Here is a 15,839-nt window from a genome sequence, read left to right on the forward strand (position 1 = left end):
TCCGTCGCCGAGTTGCGATGCGTCGCCATGCCTAGGTGCCTTTTGCCGCCTCCTGCGTCAGCGTTGCGATGAAGCGCTTGGTGCGCTCGCGTTCAGGCTTGGTGAAGACCTGCTGCGCAGGTCCTTCTTCCACGACCACGCCGGCATCGAGGAACACCACCTCCTTGGCGATCGTCGACGCGAGCCGCAGATCATGGGTGGCCATCACCATGGTCGTGCCTTCCCTGGCAAGGTCGCTCAGCACATCCACCACTTCCTGCGCCAGTTCCGGGTCAAGCGCCGAGGTCGGCTCATCGCACAACAGCACTTTGGGCGAGGGGGCCAAAGCGCGGGCAATGGCGACACGCTGCTGCTGACCGCCCGACAGCGTCGCCGGCCAGGCGTCGGCCTTGTGCGCCATGCCGACCTTTTCCAGGAGCGACAGCGCCCGCTCGCGGGCGCGAGCCGCCGGCCATTTCAGCACCGTGGTGAGGCCTTCCATGACATTCTCGATGGCTGTGAGGTGCGGGAAGAGCTGGAAATTCTGGAAGACCATGCCGGTCTGGCGCCGAATCCGCTGGACTGCGGCGGTGGCAACCCGTTGGCCTGGATGAAATTCAAGCCGGTCATTGCCAATACGCACGGCGCCGGAGGTCGGGATTTCGAGCAGGTTGATGCAACGCAACAGCGTGCTCTTGCCGCCGCCGGAGGGACCGACAAGTGCGGTGACGCTGCCTTCTTCCATGGTCAGGGTCACACCCTTGAGAACGGTCAGGTCGCCGAACTGCTTTTCGATGTTTTCCAAGCCGATCATGACCGTGCCTCGATGAAGCCGCCATAACGCCCGAGGCGGCGTTCAAGCCGGACCTGGAGCTGCGACAGGATTGAACTGAGCGCCAGATAGATGAGCGCGGCCTCGATGTAGAGGATCAGCGGTTCATAGGTGGTGGCGACAATGCGCTGCGCCGCCTGGAACAGTTCCGGCACGGTGATCGCCGCCGCAAGCGAGGTGTCCTTGACCAGCGAGATGAAGGTATTGGACAGCGGCGGCACGGCGACGCGCGCGGCTTGCGGCAGGATGGTACGGCGCATCGCTTGCGACCATGTCATGCCGATCGAATAGGCGGCTTCCCACTGGCCCTTCGGAACCGAGCCGATGACGGCGCGGATGATTTCCGACGTATAGGCGCCGACATTCAGCGTGAAACCGATCAGGGCCGCCGGGAAGGCATCGAGCACGATGCCGACGCTGGGCAGGCCGTAGAAGATCAGGAAGAGCTGCACCAGGAGCGGCGTGCCGCGGATGATCCAGACATAGAAGCGCACGATCGCCACGAGCGGGGCAGGTCCGAACAGGCGGATGAGCGCGACGACCAGGCCGAGAGTGAGCCCGAAAGCGAAGGAAAGGAGCGTGAGAGGGGCTGAAAACATCAGGGCCGCCGATAGTAGCGGCCCGAGCGAATCCAGCATCAGCTGAAGCCAATTGGGCAAGGATATGTCCTCCGGTGCTCCGGAAAGATTGCAGGATTTCGTAAAAAGATCATGCACAAAATAAAGGGCTGGCCGATCTGATTGGACCGGCCAGCCTTATGTACAAGTCGCGTTTATTTCGAAACGTCCTGTCCGAAATACTTATCAGAGATCTGTTGATAGGTGCCGTCGGCCTGGATTTCCTTCAGCGCCGTATTGATCGCCTTGAGAAGTTCCGGTTCGTTCTTGCGGATGATGACACCGGAATAATCCGCCTTGTCCTCGGTGGCGGCGATCTTCACATTGGCGTCGGGCTTGTGCTTCTTGAAATCGAGGAAGGACAGGCTGTCGTTGATGGTAGCGTCGGCGCGGCCATTGACAACGAGCTGGATCGACTGGTCGAAGCCCTCGGTGCCCACCAGCTTTGCGCCGGAAGCCTGCGCCAGCCTGCCGAAATTGCTGGACAGTGACTGGGCCGCCTTCTTGCCTTTGAGATCGGCGAAGCTCTTGATCTCCTCATTGTCGCCACGCACGATCAGCGCCGCTTTCGAGGTGATGTACGGATCGGAGAAGTCGTATTTCTTCTGGCGTTCTTCGGTGATCCCGACCTGATTGATGACGGCGTCGTAGCGATCGGCATCCAGACCGGCGATCAGTCCGTCCCAGCGACCTTCCAGGAATTGAGCCTTCACGCCGAGGCGCTGGGCGATAGCCTCTCCGATTTCGACGTCGAAGCCGACAAGCTTGCCCGTTTCGTCATGATAGGTGAAGGGCGCATAGGTCCCCTCGGTGCCGATGCGGAAGACGCCCGAAGTCTTGATCTGTTCGAGAGAAGCGGCGTAACCAGGGGCGAGCGCCAGAAGTTGCAAGGCGCCGGCAACGAGCAGCGAATGGAACCATTTCATGCTTTGCGATCCTGAGATTGTCGGCCTGCGTCGGCCGAACGGTTGCGTTGAACACTTAGGATGGCAAAATCATAGCAGGAATGGAACGCGAATGGTTTTCTAATCATGAAAAATGTTGGAATATGAATCCACATCCGGTTAATTCCAGAGATAAAATCCTTCATCTTTTCTCATGTCGACGTTCCGTTCGAAAAAACCTCCTGTTGGAGGGGTGAAATCGATTTACCCCCCACCCCTCCGCCTTGGGCGTTCTCCGTTGCGCCTTATCTCTTTGGCGATTAACGGCGTCAATCGGCTGATGGCGCCGGAAAATCCGGGTTATAAATATGACTTTCAAGCGTGTTTTAGAAACGCATTGGCAAACGCTTTCATCGTGGCGCGTTTGTCAGCCGAAAACATTTCCAATACAATTGCGAGGAAATCGGCTCTGTCGATGAAGAGATCAACGCAAGTAACGCCGCCACCTTTCGATGCAATGGATGTTCCAAGTTTAATTCCTGGTGATGGTCGATGATTTGAAGGTCGATAACCTACGGCTGTTATCTTCGCGTCACGTTCATAAGTGTAATATGTTGAAGTAACGCCGCGTCTCTGGACCAACGATTGCTCAAGCCTCGCCATCCTGTCTCCCTCCCAGGTTGAAACAGCCATAGGTAAGCACCAAATGGCGCTGCCTGACAAGTAGCAGCGAGAGGGGGGGCTCAGCTTGCCTGGTGTTGCGCGCGGCGCGGTAATGTCCAGCCGAACGTCATGCCTGCGGCAGCAATCAGGATCGCCGCCGAGCCGGCAAGTTGCGTTGGCTGCAGCAGATGTCCGAAAGCGACGCGGTCGACGCCAAGGGCGACGACCGGATAAATGAAGGAAAGCGCGCCGGTCAGATGCGTCGGCAGCTTCTGGATCGCGCTATAGAGCAGAATATACATCAAGCCCGTATGCACTGCGCCCATGGCGACGAGGAGCGCCCATTGATGGGCCTCTGTCGGTAGACCACCGGCGCCGGCAAAGGGTAAGAGCATCAACAAGCCGGTTACAACCTGGATCAGCGCGATCAGATGCGGCGGCGTACCCTTCAGCTTCTTGGCCACCAGCGCTGCCAAGGCATAGAAGAACGCGGCGCCAAGCGCCATGGCGATTCCCGTCAGATAATCAGCGCCGGTGAAACCATCCGATGGTTTGGCCTGGACGATGGCGATCATGCCGGTAAAGGCGACAGCCAGCCAGAAGAGCTTGGTGACAGTAATCCTTTCCCTGAAGAACAATGCGCCAATGGCCAGAAGCATGAAGGGCTGGGTATTGTAGACCATCGTCGCGATCGAGATCGAGGCGCGGGAATAGGCTGCAAATAGCAACAGCCAATTGACGACGATGGCAACACCACCGAGGACGGCAAGAGCGAGGAGCCGCCATGTCAGAATATTTGCGCGAAAGTGCCCCAGGGAACCGCAGATGGCGAAAAGCGTCAGGGCGCCGAACAGGCACCTCCAAAACACCACATCGATCACCGGCTGCCCTGACATCAGCACGAACCAGCCGATCGTACCCGAGATCAGCATGGCTGCCGTCATCTCGATGCTGCCGGTCTTGATATCCTGTTCCATGACGTTCACCCTGTTGAACAATGGTGAGAGAATAGAACGAGGTGCCACGGTATTATATGGATTCTGTGAGGAGGAAATGCTATTTTCCCTTATTATCGAAGGTGAAATTTGCATTTTCCTTGTAGGAGCCTGCATTGATTGATGATCTCGACCGCCGCCTGCTCAACATCCTGTCCGCCAATGCGCGGATTTCGCTGAAGGAGCTGGCGCAGGAGGCTGGCATCTCCTCGCCAAGCACCGCCGACCGGCTGCGGCGGCTGGAAGACCGCGGTGTCATCACGGGCTTCACCGTCGGCATCAATCCGGCTGCGCTCGGTTATAGCCTTCAGGCGGTCGTGCGCGTGCGGCCGATGCCAGGCATGCTGCACGTCGTCGAGAAGCTGATTCAGGACACACCGGAAATCGTCGAATGCGACAAGGTGACAGGCGATGATTGCTTCATTGCCAAACTGCTGGTCCGGGACATGGAACAGCTCGACACCATTCTCGACCGCATCGCCGAACGGGCCGAGACCAACACGTCCATCGTCAAATCATCGCCGGTCAAGCGCAGACTGCCGCCGCTGGGCAGCGGCAAGTGACCGTTACAGCGCAGTGCATCCTTGCGGCGCCAGAGCTGATCCGCGCCCTATCTCTTTCTACAGGACTGGATTGCCATCATCAGGAAAAGTCCAGCTGGAATGATCCACAACGAGCCGCCTGCCATCAGGTTGTGGCCATGGATGAAGCTCATTTTCATAGCGATGTGGGCCGCACAAGAAAAAACGGTGTCTATGAACTCGCCTGCCGAGATCTGACATGCCTGTGACCAACCTCATGTGGCAGCATTTTTCCGAATGGCAGCTATTGCCGGGCTCGTCTTCGGCGTCTCGCCGTCCTAGTGGATTGACTCCGACGCTTCGCTCCCGCGAAACGTCCGCCCAACCACTAGATAACCTTTTGTTTGTGTTTGTTTCTTTTACACATTTGCGTCCAATTCCATCGGACTCAAATGTTAGAAACAAACCACTAGATGGCCTTGAGATTGACTCGCGTTTCGAGCTTTTCGGCATCTTCCTTACGTTCGCTGTAACGGTCGGTGAGATAATGGGAGACGTGCCGTGTCAACAGGGTGAACTTCACGAGTTCCTCCATCACATCGACGACACGGTCGTAATAGGATGAGGGCTTCATTCGTCCTGTCTCATCGAATTCCTGGTATGCCTTGGCCACGCTGGATTGGTTCGGGATGGTGATCATCCGCATCCAGCGGCCGAGCACGCGCATCTGGTTTACCGCATTGAAGCTTTGTGAGCCTCCGGACACCTGCATGACGGCGAGCGTGCGGCCCTGCGTCGGCCGAACCGACCCGACAGAAAGAGGGATCCAGTCGATCTGGGACTTCATGACACCAGTCATCGCACCATGGCGTTCCGGGCTGGACCAGACCTGGCCTTCCGACCAAAGCGATAGCTCGCGGAGTTCCTGCACCTTCGGGTGATCGGTCGGCGCATCATCGGGCAGGGGGAGACCCGTCGGATCGAAGATGCGGGTTTCCGCGCCGAAATGCTCCAGCAGCCGCGCCGCTTCCTGCGTCAGGAAACGGCTGTATGAGTGCGCGCGCAACGAGCCATAGAGCAGCAGGATGCGTGGCTTATGTGTGGAAAGCGGAACGGCAAGCCGGTCGGGATCGGGCCGCTGGACGGCCCGCTCCATTAAATTGGGTAGATCAGGCAATGCGATTTCCTTCGGCATCGATGACGGGTTCGCCATCCTCCTTTGCGAATGCTCCCTTCTGGGGGAGCGGGAGAATGTCCAGGACCACCTCGGACGGACGGCACAGGCGCGCGCCCAAAGGGGTCAACACGAACGGACGATTGATCAGGATGGGGTGTTCGAGCATGGCGTCGAGCAAATCGACGTCGGTCAGAGCCGGATTGTCGAGACCGAGGTCGGCATATGGCGTTCCTTTTTCCCTCACCGCTTCGCGCACGGACAGGCCGGCTTTGGCAATCATATCCTTCAACTGCGAGCGCGATGGCGGTGTTTTCAGATATTCGATCACCTTCGGCTCGATACCTGCGTTGCGGATCAGCGCCAATGTGTTGCGGGACGTGCCGCAATTGGGGTTGTGGTAGATGGTGATGTCCATCACGCGGTCCTTTCGGCTTGCTTGGAGGCGCGGACAGAGGAACCGCGTTCGTACCAGTCCTTGCTGCCATTGACGATCCAGACCACCGACAGCATCACCGGAACCTCGACCAGCACACCGACGACGGTTGCCAGCGCTGCGCCCGAGCTGAAGCCGAACAGGCTGATGGCGGCAGCGACTGCCAGTTCGAAGAAGTTCGATGCACCGATGAGTGCCGACGGTCCCGCGACACAATGCTGTTCGCCTGAAATCCGGTTGAGCAGGTAGGCAAGGCCCGAATTGAAATAGACCTGGATCAGGATCGGCACCGCCAGAAGTGCGATGATCATCGGCTGGGCGATGATCTGTTCACCCTGAAAGCCGAACAGCAGCACCAGGGTCGCGAGAAGCGCAACGAGCGAAAGCGGCTGCAGTATCTTCAGCAGGCTATCGAGAGTGGACTGGCCGCCCGACGCAAGAACGCTGCGACGCACAAGCTGGGCGATGATGACTGGAATGACGATGTAGAGGGCAACCGAGAGGACGAGCGTATCCCACGGTACGGTGATCGCCGACAACCCAAGCAGCAGGCCGACGATCGGGGCGAAGGCGACCACCATGATCGCATCGTTGAGCGCAACCTGGGACAGCGTGAAATGCGGTTCGCCCTTGGTCAGGTTGGACCAGACGAACACCATTGCCGTGCAGGGAGCGGCGGCCAGGATGATCAGGCCGGCTATGTAGGAATCGATCTGGCCTGCGGGCAGATAGGGGCGGAAGAGCCAGCCGATGAAGAGCCAGCCGAGCAGCGCCATGGAAAATGGCTTCACGGCCCAGTTGATGAACAGCGTCACGCCGATTCCGCGCCAGTGTTGGCCGACTTCGCGCAACGCGGCGAAGTCGATCTTCAGCAGCATCGGGATGATCATGAGCCAGATCAGCACGGCGACAGGAATGTTGACCTTGGCGATCTCGGCTGTGCCGATCGCATGGAAGAGCCCAGGCAGCATATGGCCAAGGGCGACGCCCGCAACAATGCACAGTGCGACCCAGAGCGTCAGATAGCGTTCGAATGTCGACATGGTCAGGCAACATCCGGGGTCTTGGAGGTCGTTCCCTCCAGGCGGCCGATCGCCTTGAGATGATGGTCGAGAGCCAGCCGGTCGATCGAGGCGTGCGGCAGGGCAAGGAAGGCCATGATCCGGTTCTTCAGGAACCGGGCGGCGGTGGTGAAGGCCCGCTCCTTCTCGATGTCGTTCCCCTCCACATGGGAGGGGTCCTCGATGCCCCAGTGCGCTGTCATCGGTTGGCCCGGCCAGACCGGGCAGGATTCGCCGGCCGCATCGTCGCAGACGGTGAAGACGAAATCCATTTGCGGCGCATCCGGGACTGCATATTCTTCCCAGGATTTGGAGCGGAATCCCGTGCTCGGGTAGTCGAGCGCCGCCAGCACCTTGAGGGCGAAGGGATTCACCGCGCCCTTGGGTTGGCTGCCGGCGGAATAGGCATTGAAGCGTCCGGCGCCTTCTTTCTGCAGGATGCCTTCAGCCAGGATCGAACGGGCAGAGTTGCCCGTGCATAAAAACAGAACATTGTAGCCGCGGTCACTCATGAGGCAGTCTCCGTGATGGTGGATTCTGGAAATCGATCTGTTGTTCCGTCAGGCGAAAGACGCTCGCGTTCGATGCTCATTGCGCGGCCTCCGCGGGTTCGCAGCATGCCTGGCTGAGAAACGGCGCGCAGATAGCCGGATTGCCTGCGCAGCAGTCTTCGAGAAGAAACTTGATCAGGCTGCTCAGCGCCTGGTATTCGGCCGAATACACGATCGACCTGGATTCCCGGCGGGCCGCAACGAGGCCGCCGCGTTCCAGTTCCTTCAAGTGGAACGAAACGTTCGACGCAGAAACCCCCGCTGCCTCCGCGATATTGCCTGCGGCCAGGCCCTCGGGGCCTGCTTTGACAAGCAACCGAACGATCCGAAGCCTGGTTTCCTGGGACATCGCCCCGAACGCGATGAGCGCCTGACTCTCATTCATATTTCAATTATCCTAAAAATATCAAAGTGACAAATAACGCAGATGCCGGCTGCTGGCAACTGGAAATTTGACTGGCTCTGGGATCGTGTCGGCAGGCGCTCATGGGGTTGCTCTTACGCAAAGGACGCAGGGGCTGTTTTCACCTTGACGGTATATCGGCAATCCGGCGCTGGGCTTCGCCCATTTCGGTGTTCTTGCCGAACTGCAGCCGGAGCGGGAAGGGCCGCAATCGGCCCTTCCCGAGATTACACGAAGCCCTTGGTCAGCTCCAGCGCCTGGCGTTCGAAGAGGCGGCGATAGACGCCGTTTTCGCGCCGGATGAGCTGGCCATGATCGCCTTCCTCGATGACCCGGCCCCGGTCGAAGACGAGCAGCCGGTCGAGCGAGCGCACGGTGGAGAGCCGATGCGCGATGACCAGCGTCGTGCGTCCGACCATCAGCCGCTCCATCGCGTCCTGGATTAGCACCTCCGATTCCGAATCGAGGCTCGATGTCGCCTCGTCGAAGATCAGGATCGGCGCATCGGCCAGGAATGCACGGGCGATGGCGACGCGTTGGCGCTCACCGCCCGAGAGCTTGATGCCGCGCTCGCCCACCAGCGTCGCATAACCCTTGGGCAGGGTGGTGATGAAGTCGTGGGCGCTCGCCAACCTCGCGGCGTGCTCGATCTCACGCATCGATGCCCCCGGCCGGGCATAGGCGATGTTTTCCGCCAGCGAGCGATGGAACAGGACCGGCTCCTGCTGCACGATGGCAAGCTGCGCGCGCAGCGACGCCTGTTCCACCTGCGAGATATCCTGCCCGTCGATCATGATGCGCCCGTCCGTGACGTCATAGAGCCTCTGGATCAGCTTGACGAACGTCGTCTTGCCCGATCCAGAATGCCCGACAAGGCCTACGCGCTGGCCAGCAGGGATCGACAGCGAGAAATTCCGGTAGAGCGGCGTGGTGTGTCCGCCATAAAGGAAGGTGACGTTTTCGAAATCGATCCGGCCCTCCTCGATGGCGATCGGCGCCGCGCCCGGACGGTCCTCGATGCCGAGGGGCTGGTCATGGATATCGACCAGTTCCTCCATCTCGTTGACCGAGCGCTGTACATTGCGCACATGCATGCCGACATCGCGCAGATAGCCCTGCAGCACGAAGAACGCCGTGAGCACGAAGGCGATGTCGCCCGCACTCGCCTGGCCGCGGCTCCACAGAACGATCGCGAAGCCGATGATCGCCGCACGCAGGATGAGCAATGTCATGCCTTGCGCGGTGCCGTTGATCGTGCCCCGCACCCAGGTACGCCGCGTACGGCCGCGCCATTTCTCGACCACCTTGGCGAGGCGTGCATCCTCGCGCGCCTCCGCGCCGAAGGCCTTGACGACCGGATTGCACGAGACGGCATCGGCCAGCGCACCGCCAAGCCGTGTGTCCCATGCGTTGGCAAGGCTCGCGGCCGGCGCCACATAGCCCAGAGACAGTGCGACCGTCAGGGTGACATAGAGGAGCGAGCCGAGGGCGACGATGAGACCCATCATGGGCCAATACCAGCCGAGCAGCAGCGTCGTGCCCACCAGCATCACGGCGGAGGGAAGCAGCGCTACCAGGATCGTATCGTTCAGGAGGTCGAGCGCCCACATGCCGCGGGTGATCTTGCGCACCGTCGAACCGGCGAAGCTGTTGGCATGCCAGTCGGTCGAGAAGCGTTGGACGCGGTGGAACGCATCGGCGGCGATCTCCGACATCATTTTCAGCGTCAGCTCGGTGATGCCCATGAAGGTGATATGCCGCATGACGGTGGCAACGCCCGAAAGTGCAAGCAGCATAAAGAAAGCGGCCATCGCCGCGTTCCAGGCGATTTCGTCAATGGCGGCGCCCCGCGCCACGGCATCGACCAGGTGACCCGAATAGAGCGGCGTCAGCACATCTGCCGTCGTCGAGACGAGCACTGCGCCGATGATGATGGCGAGCCTTGCCGGCTGGCGCCGCCAGTGGGCGCTCAAAAAACGAAACACGCTGCGAAAAGCGTTGCCCCGCAGGGCATTGCGGAAAGAAACCATGATATCAGCCGGATACAGGCGCATCCGGTCCCAAATCGGAAATTCTTGAAAATGGCGCCAGGACGGAAAACACGTCTTTCAGGCGGTGCCGAAGCGATGCCAGGCGCGTCCCATACGGGAGGAGCTCGGGCGGCAGCTGCCTTGACGTTGCGGCGCGACGATTGGCCGGTGGTGACCTAGCCGCGCAGGAGCTTCAAGCCGCTGCCTTGCTGAGAAGAATCGAATGCTGGCATTCGTAGCCTCCCTTGAAGGGCTGAACGTGGAGGGAATTCATAGACGGGCAAATCCGTTTCGCCAAGTCCCCTGATTTCTTTCGTAGAGATGTGTGATCGGGGTGCAACAGGTGGGTGAAGCAGCGATGTTCCGGTTGCAAGGCCGTAAGAGGGTGAGAACAATCGCATATGGTGAAATTTGCGCTCTTCCTTCCTTCTCCCACAAGGGGAGAAGGAAGGGCAGGCGTCGTCGCATTAATTCCATATGCGATTGCCCTGGGAAGAGGGTTCCTGCCCTTTGACTTCGACCCCATCTGCTGCATGATAACATGACATCATCAGGCAATTTTCTTCTCCCTGGAGGCATCATGCGTTTCAAGCTCAAAGCGGCGGCCGTCATCCTGTTGCTGTTTGCAGGTAGTCTCTATCCAGGTCAGGCACAACTGGCCGAGCGTCCCGCGCCTTCGGGTGGCGTGCTGTCGCTTCTCCCGCCACCCCGGACGACCGAACATTCAATCGCCATTGCCGGGCGCACGCTTCAGTATCAGGCAAAGGCTGGTACGCTGTCGCTTTTATCAGGCAAGGGCGAGGTAACCGCGGAGGTCTTCTACGTCTCCTATACGCTCTCCGGCGAAGCTTCTGCCAATACGAGGCGCCCCATCACCTTCGTCTTCAACGGAGGTCCGGGAGCGGCATCAGCCTATCTGCATCTCGGCGCCATCGGCCCACGTGTCATTGCGACGGGGGCCGACGGAGAGTTTCTCCCACCGCCACAACGGCTCCTGGACAACCCGGATAGCTGGCTGGACATGACGGATCTCGTCTTTGTCGATCCCGTGGGAACGGGATATAGCCGCGAAGCTCCCGGCCAGGAGGGGCGCAATTTCTGGGGCGTCAAACAGGATGCCACGGCAATGGGAGCGTTCATCCGGCTTTATCTTTCGCAGACCGGCCGCAGCGGATCGCCGGTCTTCCTTGCGGGCGAAAGCTATGGCGGGTTTCGGGCAGCATTGCTTGCCAAGACGCTTCAGGAAGATGCTGGCATCGGTGTGAGCGGCGTCGTGCTTATCTCGCCGGCGCTTGAATTCATGCTTGTGCGACCTGACGAATTCGATCTCCTCCATTGGGCGCTCGAACTGCCCTCGCTCGCCGCGGTGCGTTTGCATGGCGAAGGCGTCACCGGCGATACGCTCCGCGAGCAATTGGCCGAGGTCGAACGCTATGCGCTTGGCGATTATCTCGTCGCCCTGGCCAGTGGACTCGAGCAAGGCGGACAACGGGCGACCCAGCGCGTGGCGGAGATCACGGGTCTGCCTCTCGAACTCGTCCGGCGGAATTTTGCGCGTATCCCGACAACGCTTTTCGCCAAGGAGTTTGCACGTGCAAAGGGCGATGTCCTCAGCGCCTATGACGGCACCATCGCGACGGCGGATATCAATCCCGGCAGTGCGCGGATTACCGGCCCGGATCCCGTGCTTGATCGCAGCGTGCCGGTGCTTACCTCGGCCTTTGTCGGCTATGCACGCAATGAGCTGAATTTCCAAACCGATATCAGCTATCGACTTTTGAATGGCGAAATCAGCCGCAACTGGGATTATGGAACGACGCCCTCGCGCCAGGGCTATGCGGGCGTCATGGATGATCTCCAGCGGGCCCGGTCGCTGAACCCCGCCCTGGGCGTCCTGATCATCAACGGCTATACCGATCTGGTGACGCCTTACATGACCTCGCGCTATCTCGTGGATCAGGTTCCATCTCTTGCCGGTGCCAAGCCCATTCGCGTCGCGGCCGTCGAAGGAGGACACATGATGTATTTCCGACCGGATGGCCGGCGCGCCCTGAAGGAATATGCCTCCGAGCTTTACATCAGGACGACTGAATAGATCTGAAGCGGCAAGGCAGACCGAAGATTCGTTGCCGCGCGCCGCAACGAATCTTCGGGTGTTTCCGGTTTTGACTGGATGGAATGTGCGGGTGCTTTGCCGGTTTTACGACGCTCCTCAAGCGCTCTTCGGGGTCTTCTGAGAGCGGGCGGGACGGGCGGCGGCTCGCACCGAAATATTCAGTGCCACGGCGGCGTGAATGAGCGCCTTCAACGCCTCTTCATCGATCTTGCCGCCCTGATGGAAATCGATGGCGCGCCTGGCATTGCCTTCGAGGCTGGAGTTGAAGAGGCCCGAAGGGTCCTCCAACGAGGCGCCCTTGGCGAAGGTCAGCTTCACCTTGTCCTTGTATGTCTCGCCGGTGCAGATGATTCCGTTGTGCTCCCACACCGGAACCCCCAGCATGTTCGACGGCTTTCTCCACTTCACCTCCTCGACCACTTCGGGGGCGGCCTCTTTGATGAGAGCTCGGATGCGAGCAAGCATCTCGCCCCGCCAGTCGCCCAGTTCGTTGATCCTCGCATCGATCAGCCGAGAGGGAGAATCTTCTGCTTTTTCTTCCATCGCGCCGCTCTTGCTCTTTTTCATGGTGTTGTCGCTTTCTTCATGGTCATTGGCTGGTTTAGAGCGTCCGGGCGAGGGCTTCGAGTTGGACGGCCGTTCGTCCCCAGCCTTCATGGAAGCCCATCTCCTCATGCTTTTTCCGCGCCTCCTCGGTCCAGTGCAGGGCGCACACGATATAGCGGGTCCTGCCGCCTTCATCCGACATCTCGATGAACGTGGTTCGGTCGTCCAGGACTGGCGCGCGAACCATTGCTCCAGCAGCTTGGACTCCGTCCAGCAGCACCACACATTCGCACGCGGCACGTCCAGCCGGGGTTGCGAGCCGATCGGGATCTCTTCCCGGTGCCTCCGTGGTCACGCCACTCACATTCGTTCGCCGGGCAAAAGGCTTGCTTGCTTTACCCAATCGGCGAACTGAGCTTCGTCGAGTTGGTCATCCTCGTGGATGTCGAGGTAGCGCACTTCCTTTTGCTTGGACTGGCCAGGCGGGACAGGACGCAGCGACGTGCCGCGGAAGAAAGCCACTTTGATGTATTTCGTGAAGCAATGATAGCTGAGGAACCAGCTGCCTTGGCCCTCGGGGCCCTCGATGCCGTAGAAGGGCGAGTTCCATTTGACTGCCTTGTTCACGCCGGGGACGGTGCGCGTGATGAGCGCGTCGAGGCGGCGCCCGACATCGCTTTTCCAGCCCGGCATGGCGGCGATATAGGCCTGCACGGGGGCGTCGCCGTAGCCCTTCGCGATCTGAGGATTGCCGCCTGCGAGGAGGGTCGGCTTCGCGGCCTCCGCCGATTTGTTGGACGTTTTGCCGGCCATTGCCTTCGCTCCACTGATAGATGAATAACTGATCCAGGATACTTGATCTTAGTGTGTGAACTCAATTGATCCAGTCCCTGGCGGCCAATCGATTGGGGAAATCACAAACCGAGTTCAGGTAGCTTGAACGTATCGCCCGCTTGACCTGAAGATGTGCTGGCACGCGGGCCCGCTTTTGCATCGCCTGCCTGGTAAACGGCGTCGGTACCCGGACCGAATTCAACACGATCAGCGGAAAAGACACGATTGCGAGATCGCGCGCTTCCTGCTTGACGCCAGAGCTTCCAAGGTTCCATTCTGTGGATGTCGACATGTGCCGTTGCAATTTGCGAATGCAACGGAAACTGCTTTGCATATGTGGAAGGGTTCAGGCCTCGGGAGGAGAGCATGGACGAATATCCATTCGATCGTCACGCAGATCGGATACAGGCTGCGGTCGCCTCGGACGCGGCGGCAAAATCCGCGTTGATCGCCTCCTGGCGCCGGTCCTGCGATCTTCACAGGCTTGATCCTGCCTACCGCAAATCCCCAAAACATCTGACGGATACCGAGCTGAACGAGGCCCGGCAAAGGATCGAGCCGCTTCTTGCCGCGGCCAGGTCGAGTCTGGACAGGCTCTATCTGGCGGTGGGTGGGGTAGGCTGCTGCGTATTGCTGGCGGATCGCGACGGCGTGCCGGTCGAGCGTCGCGGTGCTGTTGCCGACGATGAGACCTTTCGTGAATGGGGGTTGTGGACAGGCGCGGTGTGGAGCGAAGACAGCGAAGGCACCAATGGCATTGGCACCTGCCTTGTCGAACAGCGGGCGCTTACCATTCATCGTGACCAGCATTTTCTGACACGCAACACGGCTTTGAGCTGCACGACGGCCCCCGTCTATGATCATGAGGGAAATCTGGTCGCGGCGCTCGACGTGTCGTCCTGCCGCGCCGATCTGACGGAGGGGTTCGTCAATCTCATTTCCATGGCCGTCGTCGATGCGGCGCGCCACATCGAAATGGACAATTTCCGCATGTCATTCCCCAGGGCGCGGATTCTGCTGGCGCCTGTCGCCGACAAGAGTGGCAGAGCCCTGGTCGCGGTCGATACGGATGACCTGGTGATCGGCGCGACACGTGCTGCCCGCCTGGCTCTGGGGATCACGCCCGATTGCCTGAAGAAACCGCTTCCGGTGAGCAGCCTGTTCGGCTCCACGATCGAAGCGGAGAATTTTGGCCATGCCGAACGCGGTGTCCTGCAACGGGCGCTCGCGCGCGCGGACGGCAATGTTTCGGCCGCCGCCCGGCTTCTCGGCATCAGCCGCGCCACGCTGCACCGCAAGCTGAAGCGCTTGGGCGTGCAGCGTCCTGCTCCAATCTCCTGGAGTTCATGATCGGTGTGCATGCTGGCGATGTGGTGTGGATCGTCATGACATGAAAGGACGCCTTTCTTCATGCCTTGCATTTGGCTCTTCTGCCGATAAAACAGCGGCCTGCACTATGCGTGGATGTCCTGGCCGCGGCCCCTGCCATCTTGACAAAGTAAAATAACAGGCCAAGGTAATGGTATGAGCAAGACACACGCCACTATTTTCCGGAGTCATCCGATCGCGGATTTGTAGCCCCTGGGCTCGGCCATGTGCGCCCCGAGCTCGGGGGCACACCTACGCTGTCATACAGCGTCGTCTCTCGATGCGCCTTCAGCAGAACATTCAACCCGGTACCAGCGGCGCGGCTTCGCGCTGATGGTGTTCGGGTGCCATCCTCAGGAGATAATCGGCCGTCATGACACAGCCCAAGAAGAACCACCGTAAGCCCAAGATCGTCGTCGGCGATGTCGACTATAAGCGGCTCACCGATCTTGCCGCCGCGGCTCAGGAGCGGTTTCCGGAGGTTGCCGAAGAACTCCAGTCCGAAATGGATAGGGCGCATGTGGTTCAAGCCGGCACCGTGCCGGCAAAAGTTGTCCAGATGGGTTCAACCGTGGAATTCCGATCGGACAGCGCGCAGCAACGGCGCGTCACGCTGGTTTTCCCCGGGGAAGCCGATATCGCGGAGAACAGGATCTCGATCCTCACGCCGATCGGCGCTGCGCTCATCGGTCTTTCGACCGGTCAGTCGATCACATGGACCGCCCTCAACGGCCGTCAGCATGCGCTGACAGTCGTCAGTGTCGAACAGCCTGCCTTGGCCGTGCCCGGCTCACTCCCCGGGTAACTAACTCGATATCCCTGCATGCCT

Annotated in this window: 20 protein-coding genes; 5 read left to right on the forward strand and 15 right to left on the reverse strand. The window is 59.9% G+C overall.

Annotated features, from left to right (window positions below; translation table 11 throughout):
• Positions 1 to 31: 31 nt before the first annotated feature.
• The 5 genes from C5748_RS13785 to C5748_RS13800 form a co-directional block, all read right to left on the reverse strand.
• Positions 32 to 793, reverse strand: a complete 762-nt coding sequence (locus tag C5748_RS13785; RefSeq protein ID WP_105742513.1) for an amino acid ABC transporter ATP-binding protein — start codon at positions 791 to 793, stop codon at positions 32 to 34.
• On the reverse strand, positions 790 to 1,470 hold the full coding sequence (locus tag C5748_RS13790; RefSeq protein WP_105742514.1) for an amino acid ABC transporter permease: 681 nt from the start codon (positions 1,468 to 1,470) through the stop codon (positions 790 to 792). The genes C5748_RS13785 and C5748_RS13790 overlap by 4 nt, the downstream gene beginning before the upstream one ends.
• A 113-nt stretch (positions 1,471 to 1,583) precedes the next feature.
• Complete coding sequence (locus tag C5748_RS13795; protein ID WP_105742515.1) at positions 1,584 to 2,354, reverse strand: amino acid ABC transporter substrate-binding protein; 771 nt, start codon at positions 2,352 to 2,354, stop codon at positions 1,584 to 1,586.
• Between the two features lie 333 nt (positions 2,355 to 2,687).
• Positions 2,688 to 3,005 (reverse strand): hypothetical protein, encoded by a 318-nt coding sequence (locus tag C5748_RS27905; protein WP_146119524.1) that lies wholly within the window; start codon positions 3,003 to 3,005, stop codon positions 2,688 to 2,690.
• Positions 3,006 to 3,055: 50 nt separating this feature from the next.
• Positions 3,056 to 3,952 carry a DMT family transporter gene (locus C5748_RS13800; RefSeq protein WP_105742516.1) on the reverse strand — a complete coding sequence of 299 codons (897 nt, stop codon included), beginning with the start codon at positions 3,950 to 3,952 and terminating at the stop codon, positions 3,056 to 3,058.
• 134 nt (positions 3,953 to 4,086) lie between these two features.
• Between C5748_RS13800 and C5748_RS13805 the strand changes: the two genes are divergently transcribed.
• Together C5748_RS13805 and C5748_RS27910 are read left to right on the forward strand one after the other, a co-directional pair.
• Positions 4,087 to 4,533, forward strand: a complete 447-nt coding sequence (locus tag C5748_RS13805) for an Lrp/AsnC family transcriptional regulator (protein WP_105742517.1) — start codon at positions 4,087 to 4,089, stop codon at positions 4,531 to 4,533.
• Complete coding sequence (locus C5748_RS27910) at positions 4,530 to 4,760, forward strand: hypothetical protein (RefSeq protein WP_146119525.1); 231 nt, start codon at positions 4,530 to 4,532, stop codon at positions 4,758 to 4,760. The genes C5748_RS13805 and C5748_RS27910 overlap by 4 nt, the downstream gene beginning before the upstream one ends.
• 200 nt (positions 4,761 to 4,960) lie before the next feature.
• Here the strand turns inward: C5748_RS27910 and arsH are convergent, their stop codons facing one another.
• From arsH to C5748_RS13835, 6 genes are all read right to left on the reverse strand, one after another.
• On the reverse strand, positions 4,961 to 5,686 hold the full coding sequence (gene arsH, locus C5748_RS13810) for an arsenical resistance protein ArsH (protein WP_105742518.1): 726 nt from the start codon (positions 5,684 to 5,686) through the stop codon (positions 4,961 to 4,963).
• A complete protein-coding gene (arsC, locus tag C5748_RS13815) occupies positions 5,661 to 6,083 on the reverse strand; it encodes an arsenate reductase (glutaredoxin) (protein WP_105742519.1) in 423 nt (140 codons plus the stop codon). The genes arsH and arsC overlap by 26 nt, the downstream gene beginning before the upstream one ends.
• Positions 6,083 to 7,144, reverse strand: a complete 1,062-nt coding sequence (gene arsB, locus C5748_RS13820) for an ACR3 family arsenite efflux transporter (protein ID WP_105742520.1) — start codon at positions 7,142 to 7,144, stop codon at positions 6,083 to 6,085. The genes arsC and arsB overlap by 1 nt, the downstream gene beginning before the upstream one ends.
• A gap of 2 nt (positions 7,145 to 7,146) precedes the next feature.
• A complete protein-coding gene (locus C5748_RS13825; protein WP_105742521.1) occupies positions 7,147 to 7,674 on the reverse strand; it encodes an arsenate reductase ArsC in 528 nt (175 codons plus the stop codon).
• A 76-nt stretch (positions 7,675 to 7,750) separates the two neighbouring features.
• Complete coding sequence (locus tag C5748_RS13830; protein WP_105742522.1) at positions 7,751 to 8,098, reverse strand: ArsR/SmtB family transcription factor; 348 nt, start codon at positions 8,096 to 8,098, stop codon at positions 7,751 to 7,753.
• A 245-nt stretch (positions 8,099 to 8,343) separates the two neighbouring features.
• The gene (locus C5748_RS13835; RefSeq protein ID WP_105742636.1) at positions 8,344 to 10,146 is read right to left on the reverse strand and encodes an ABC transporter ATP-binding protein; all 1,803 of its coding nucleotides are present in this window, start codon (positions 10,144 to 10,146) and stop codon (positions 8,344 to 8,346) included.
• A 580-nt stretch (positions 10,147 to 10,726) separates the two neighbouring features.
• Here C5748_RS13835 and C5748_RS13840 point away from each other — a divergent pair.
• Positions 10,727 to 12,241, forward strand: a complete 1,515-nt coding sequence (locus tag C5748_RS13840) for a S10 family peptidase (protein WP_105742637.1) — start codon at positions 10,727 to 10,729, stop codon at positions 12,239 to 12,241.
• A 117-nt stretch (positions 12,242 to 12,358) separates the two neighbouring features.
• On the opposite strand, the gene C5748_RS13845 is transcribed toward C5748_RS13840, so the two are convergent.
• The 4 genes from C5748_RS13845 to C5748_RS13860 all read right to left on the reverse strand — a co-directional run bounded on the left by C5748_RS13845 (position 12,359) and on the right by C5748_RS13860 (position 13,934).
• Positions 12,359 to 12,829, reverse strand: coding sequence for a DUF1801 domain-containing protein (locus C5748_RS13845; protein ID WP_105742523.1), 471 nt, complete (start codon positions 12,827 to 12,829; stop codon positions 12,359 to 12,361).
• 34 nt (positions 12,830 to 12,863) lie between these two features.
• On the reverse strand, positions 12,864 to 13,055 hold the full coding sequence (locus C5748_RS13850; protein ID WP_199194795.1) for an SRPBCC domain-containing protein: 192 nt from the start codon (positions 13,053 to 13,055) through the stop codon (positions 12,864 to 12,866).
• A 113-nt stretch (positions 13,056 to 13,168) separates the two neighbouring features.
• Positions 13,169 to 13,621, reverse strand: a complete 453-nt coding sequence (locus C5748_RS13855) for a DUF1801 domain-containing protein (RefSeq protein WP_105742524.1) — start codon at positions 13,619 to 13,621, stop codon at positions 13,169 to 13,171.
• Positions 13,622 to 13,682: 61 nt separating this feature from the next.
• Positions 13,683 to 13,934 carry a hypothetical protein gene (locus C5748_RS13860; RefSeq protein ID WP_105742525.1) on the reverse strand — a complete coding sequence of 84 codons (252 nt, stop codon included), beginning with the start codon at positions 13,932 to 13,934 and terminating at the stop codon, positions 13,683 to 13,685.
• Positions 13,935 to 14,008: 74 nt separating this feature from the next.
• On the opposite strand from C5748_RS13860, the gene C5748_RS13865 reads away from it, so the two are divergent.
• Both C5748_RS13865 and rnk read left to right on the forward strand, forming a co-directional pair.
• Positions 14,009 to 14,992, forward strand: a complete 984-nt coding sequence (locus tag C5748_RS13865; protein ID WP_105742526.1) for a helix-turn-helix domain-containing protein — start codon at positions 14,009 to 14,011, stop codon at positions 14,990 to 14,992.
• Between the two features lie 391 nt (positions 14,993 to 15,383).
• The gene (gene rnk, locus C5748_RS13870) at positions 15,384 to 15,815 is read left to right on the forward strand and encodes a nucleoside diphosphate kinase regulator (protein WP_105742527.1); all 432 of its coding nucleotides are present in this window, start codon (positions 15,384 to 15,386) and stop codon (positions 15,813 to 15,815) included.
• Positions 15,816 to 15,839 lie beyond the last annotated feature (24 nt).

Origin of the sequence: Phyllobacterium phragmitis (assembly GCF_002980495.1) — a bacterium.
Classification (GTDB): domain Bacteria; phylum Pseudomonadota; class Alphaproteobacteria; order Rhizobiales; family Rhizobiaceae; genus Paramesorhizobium; species Paramesorhizobium phragmitis.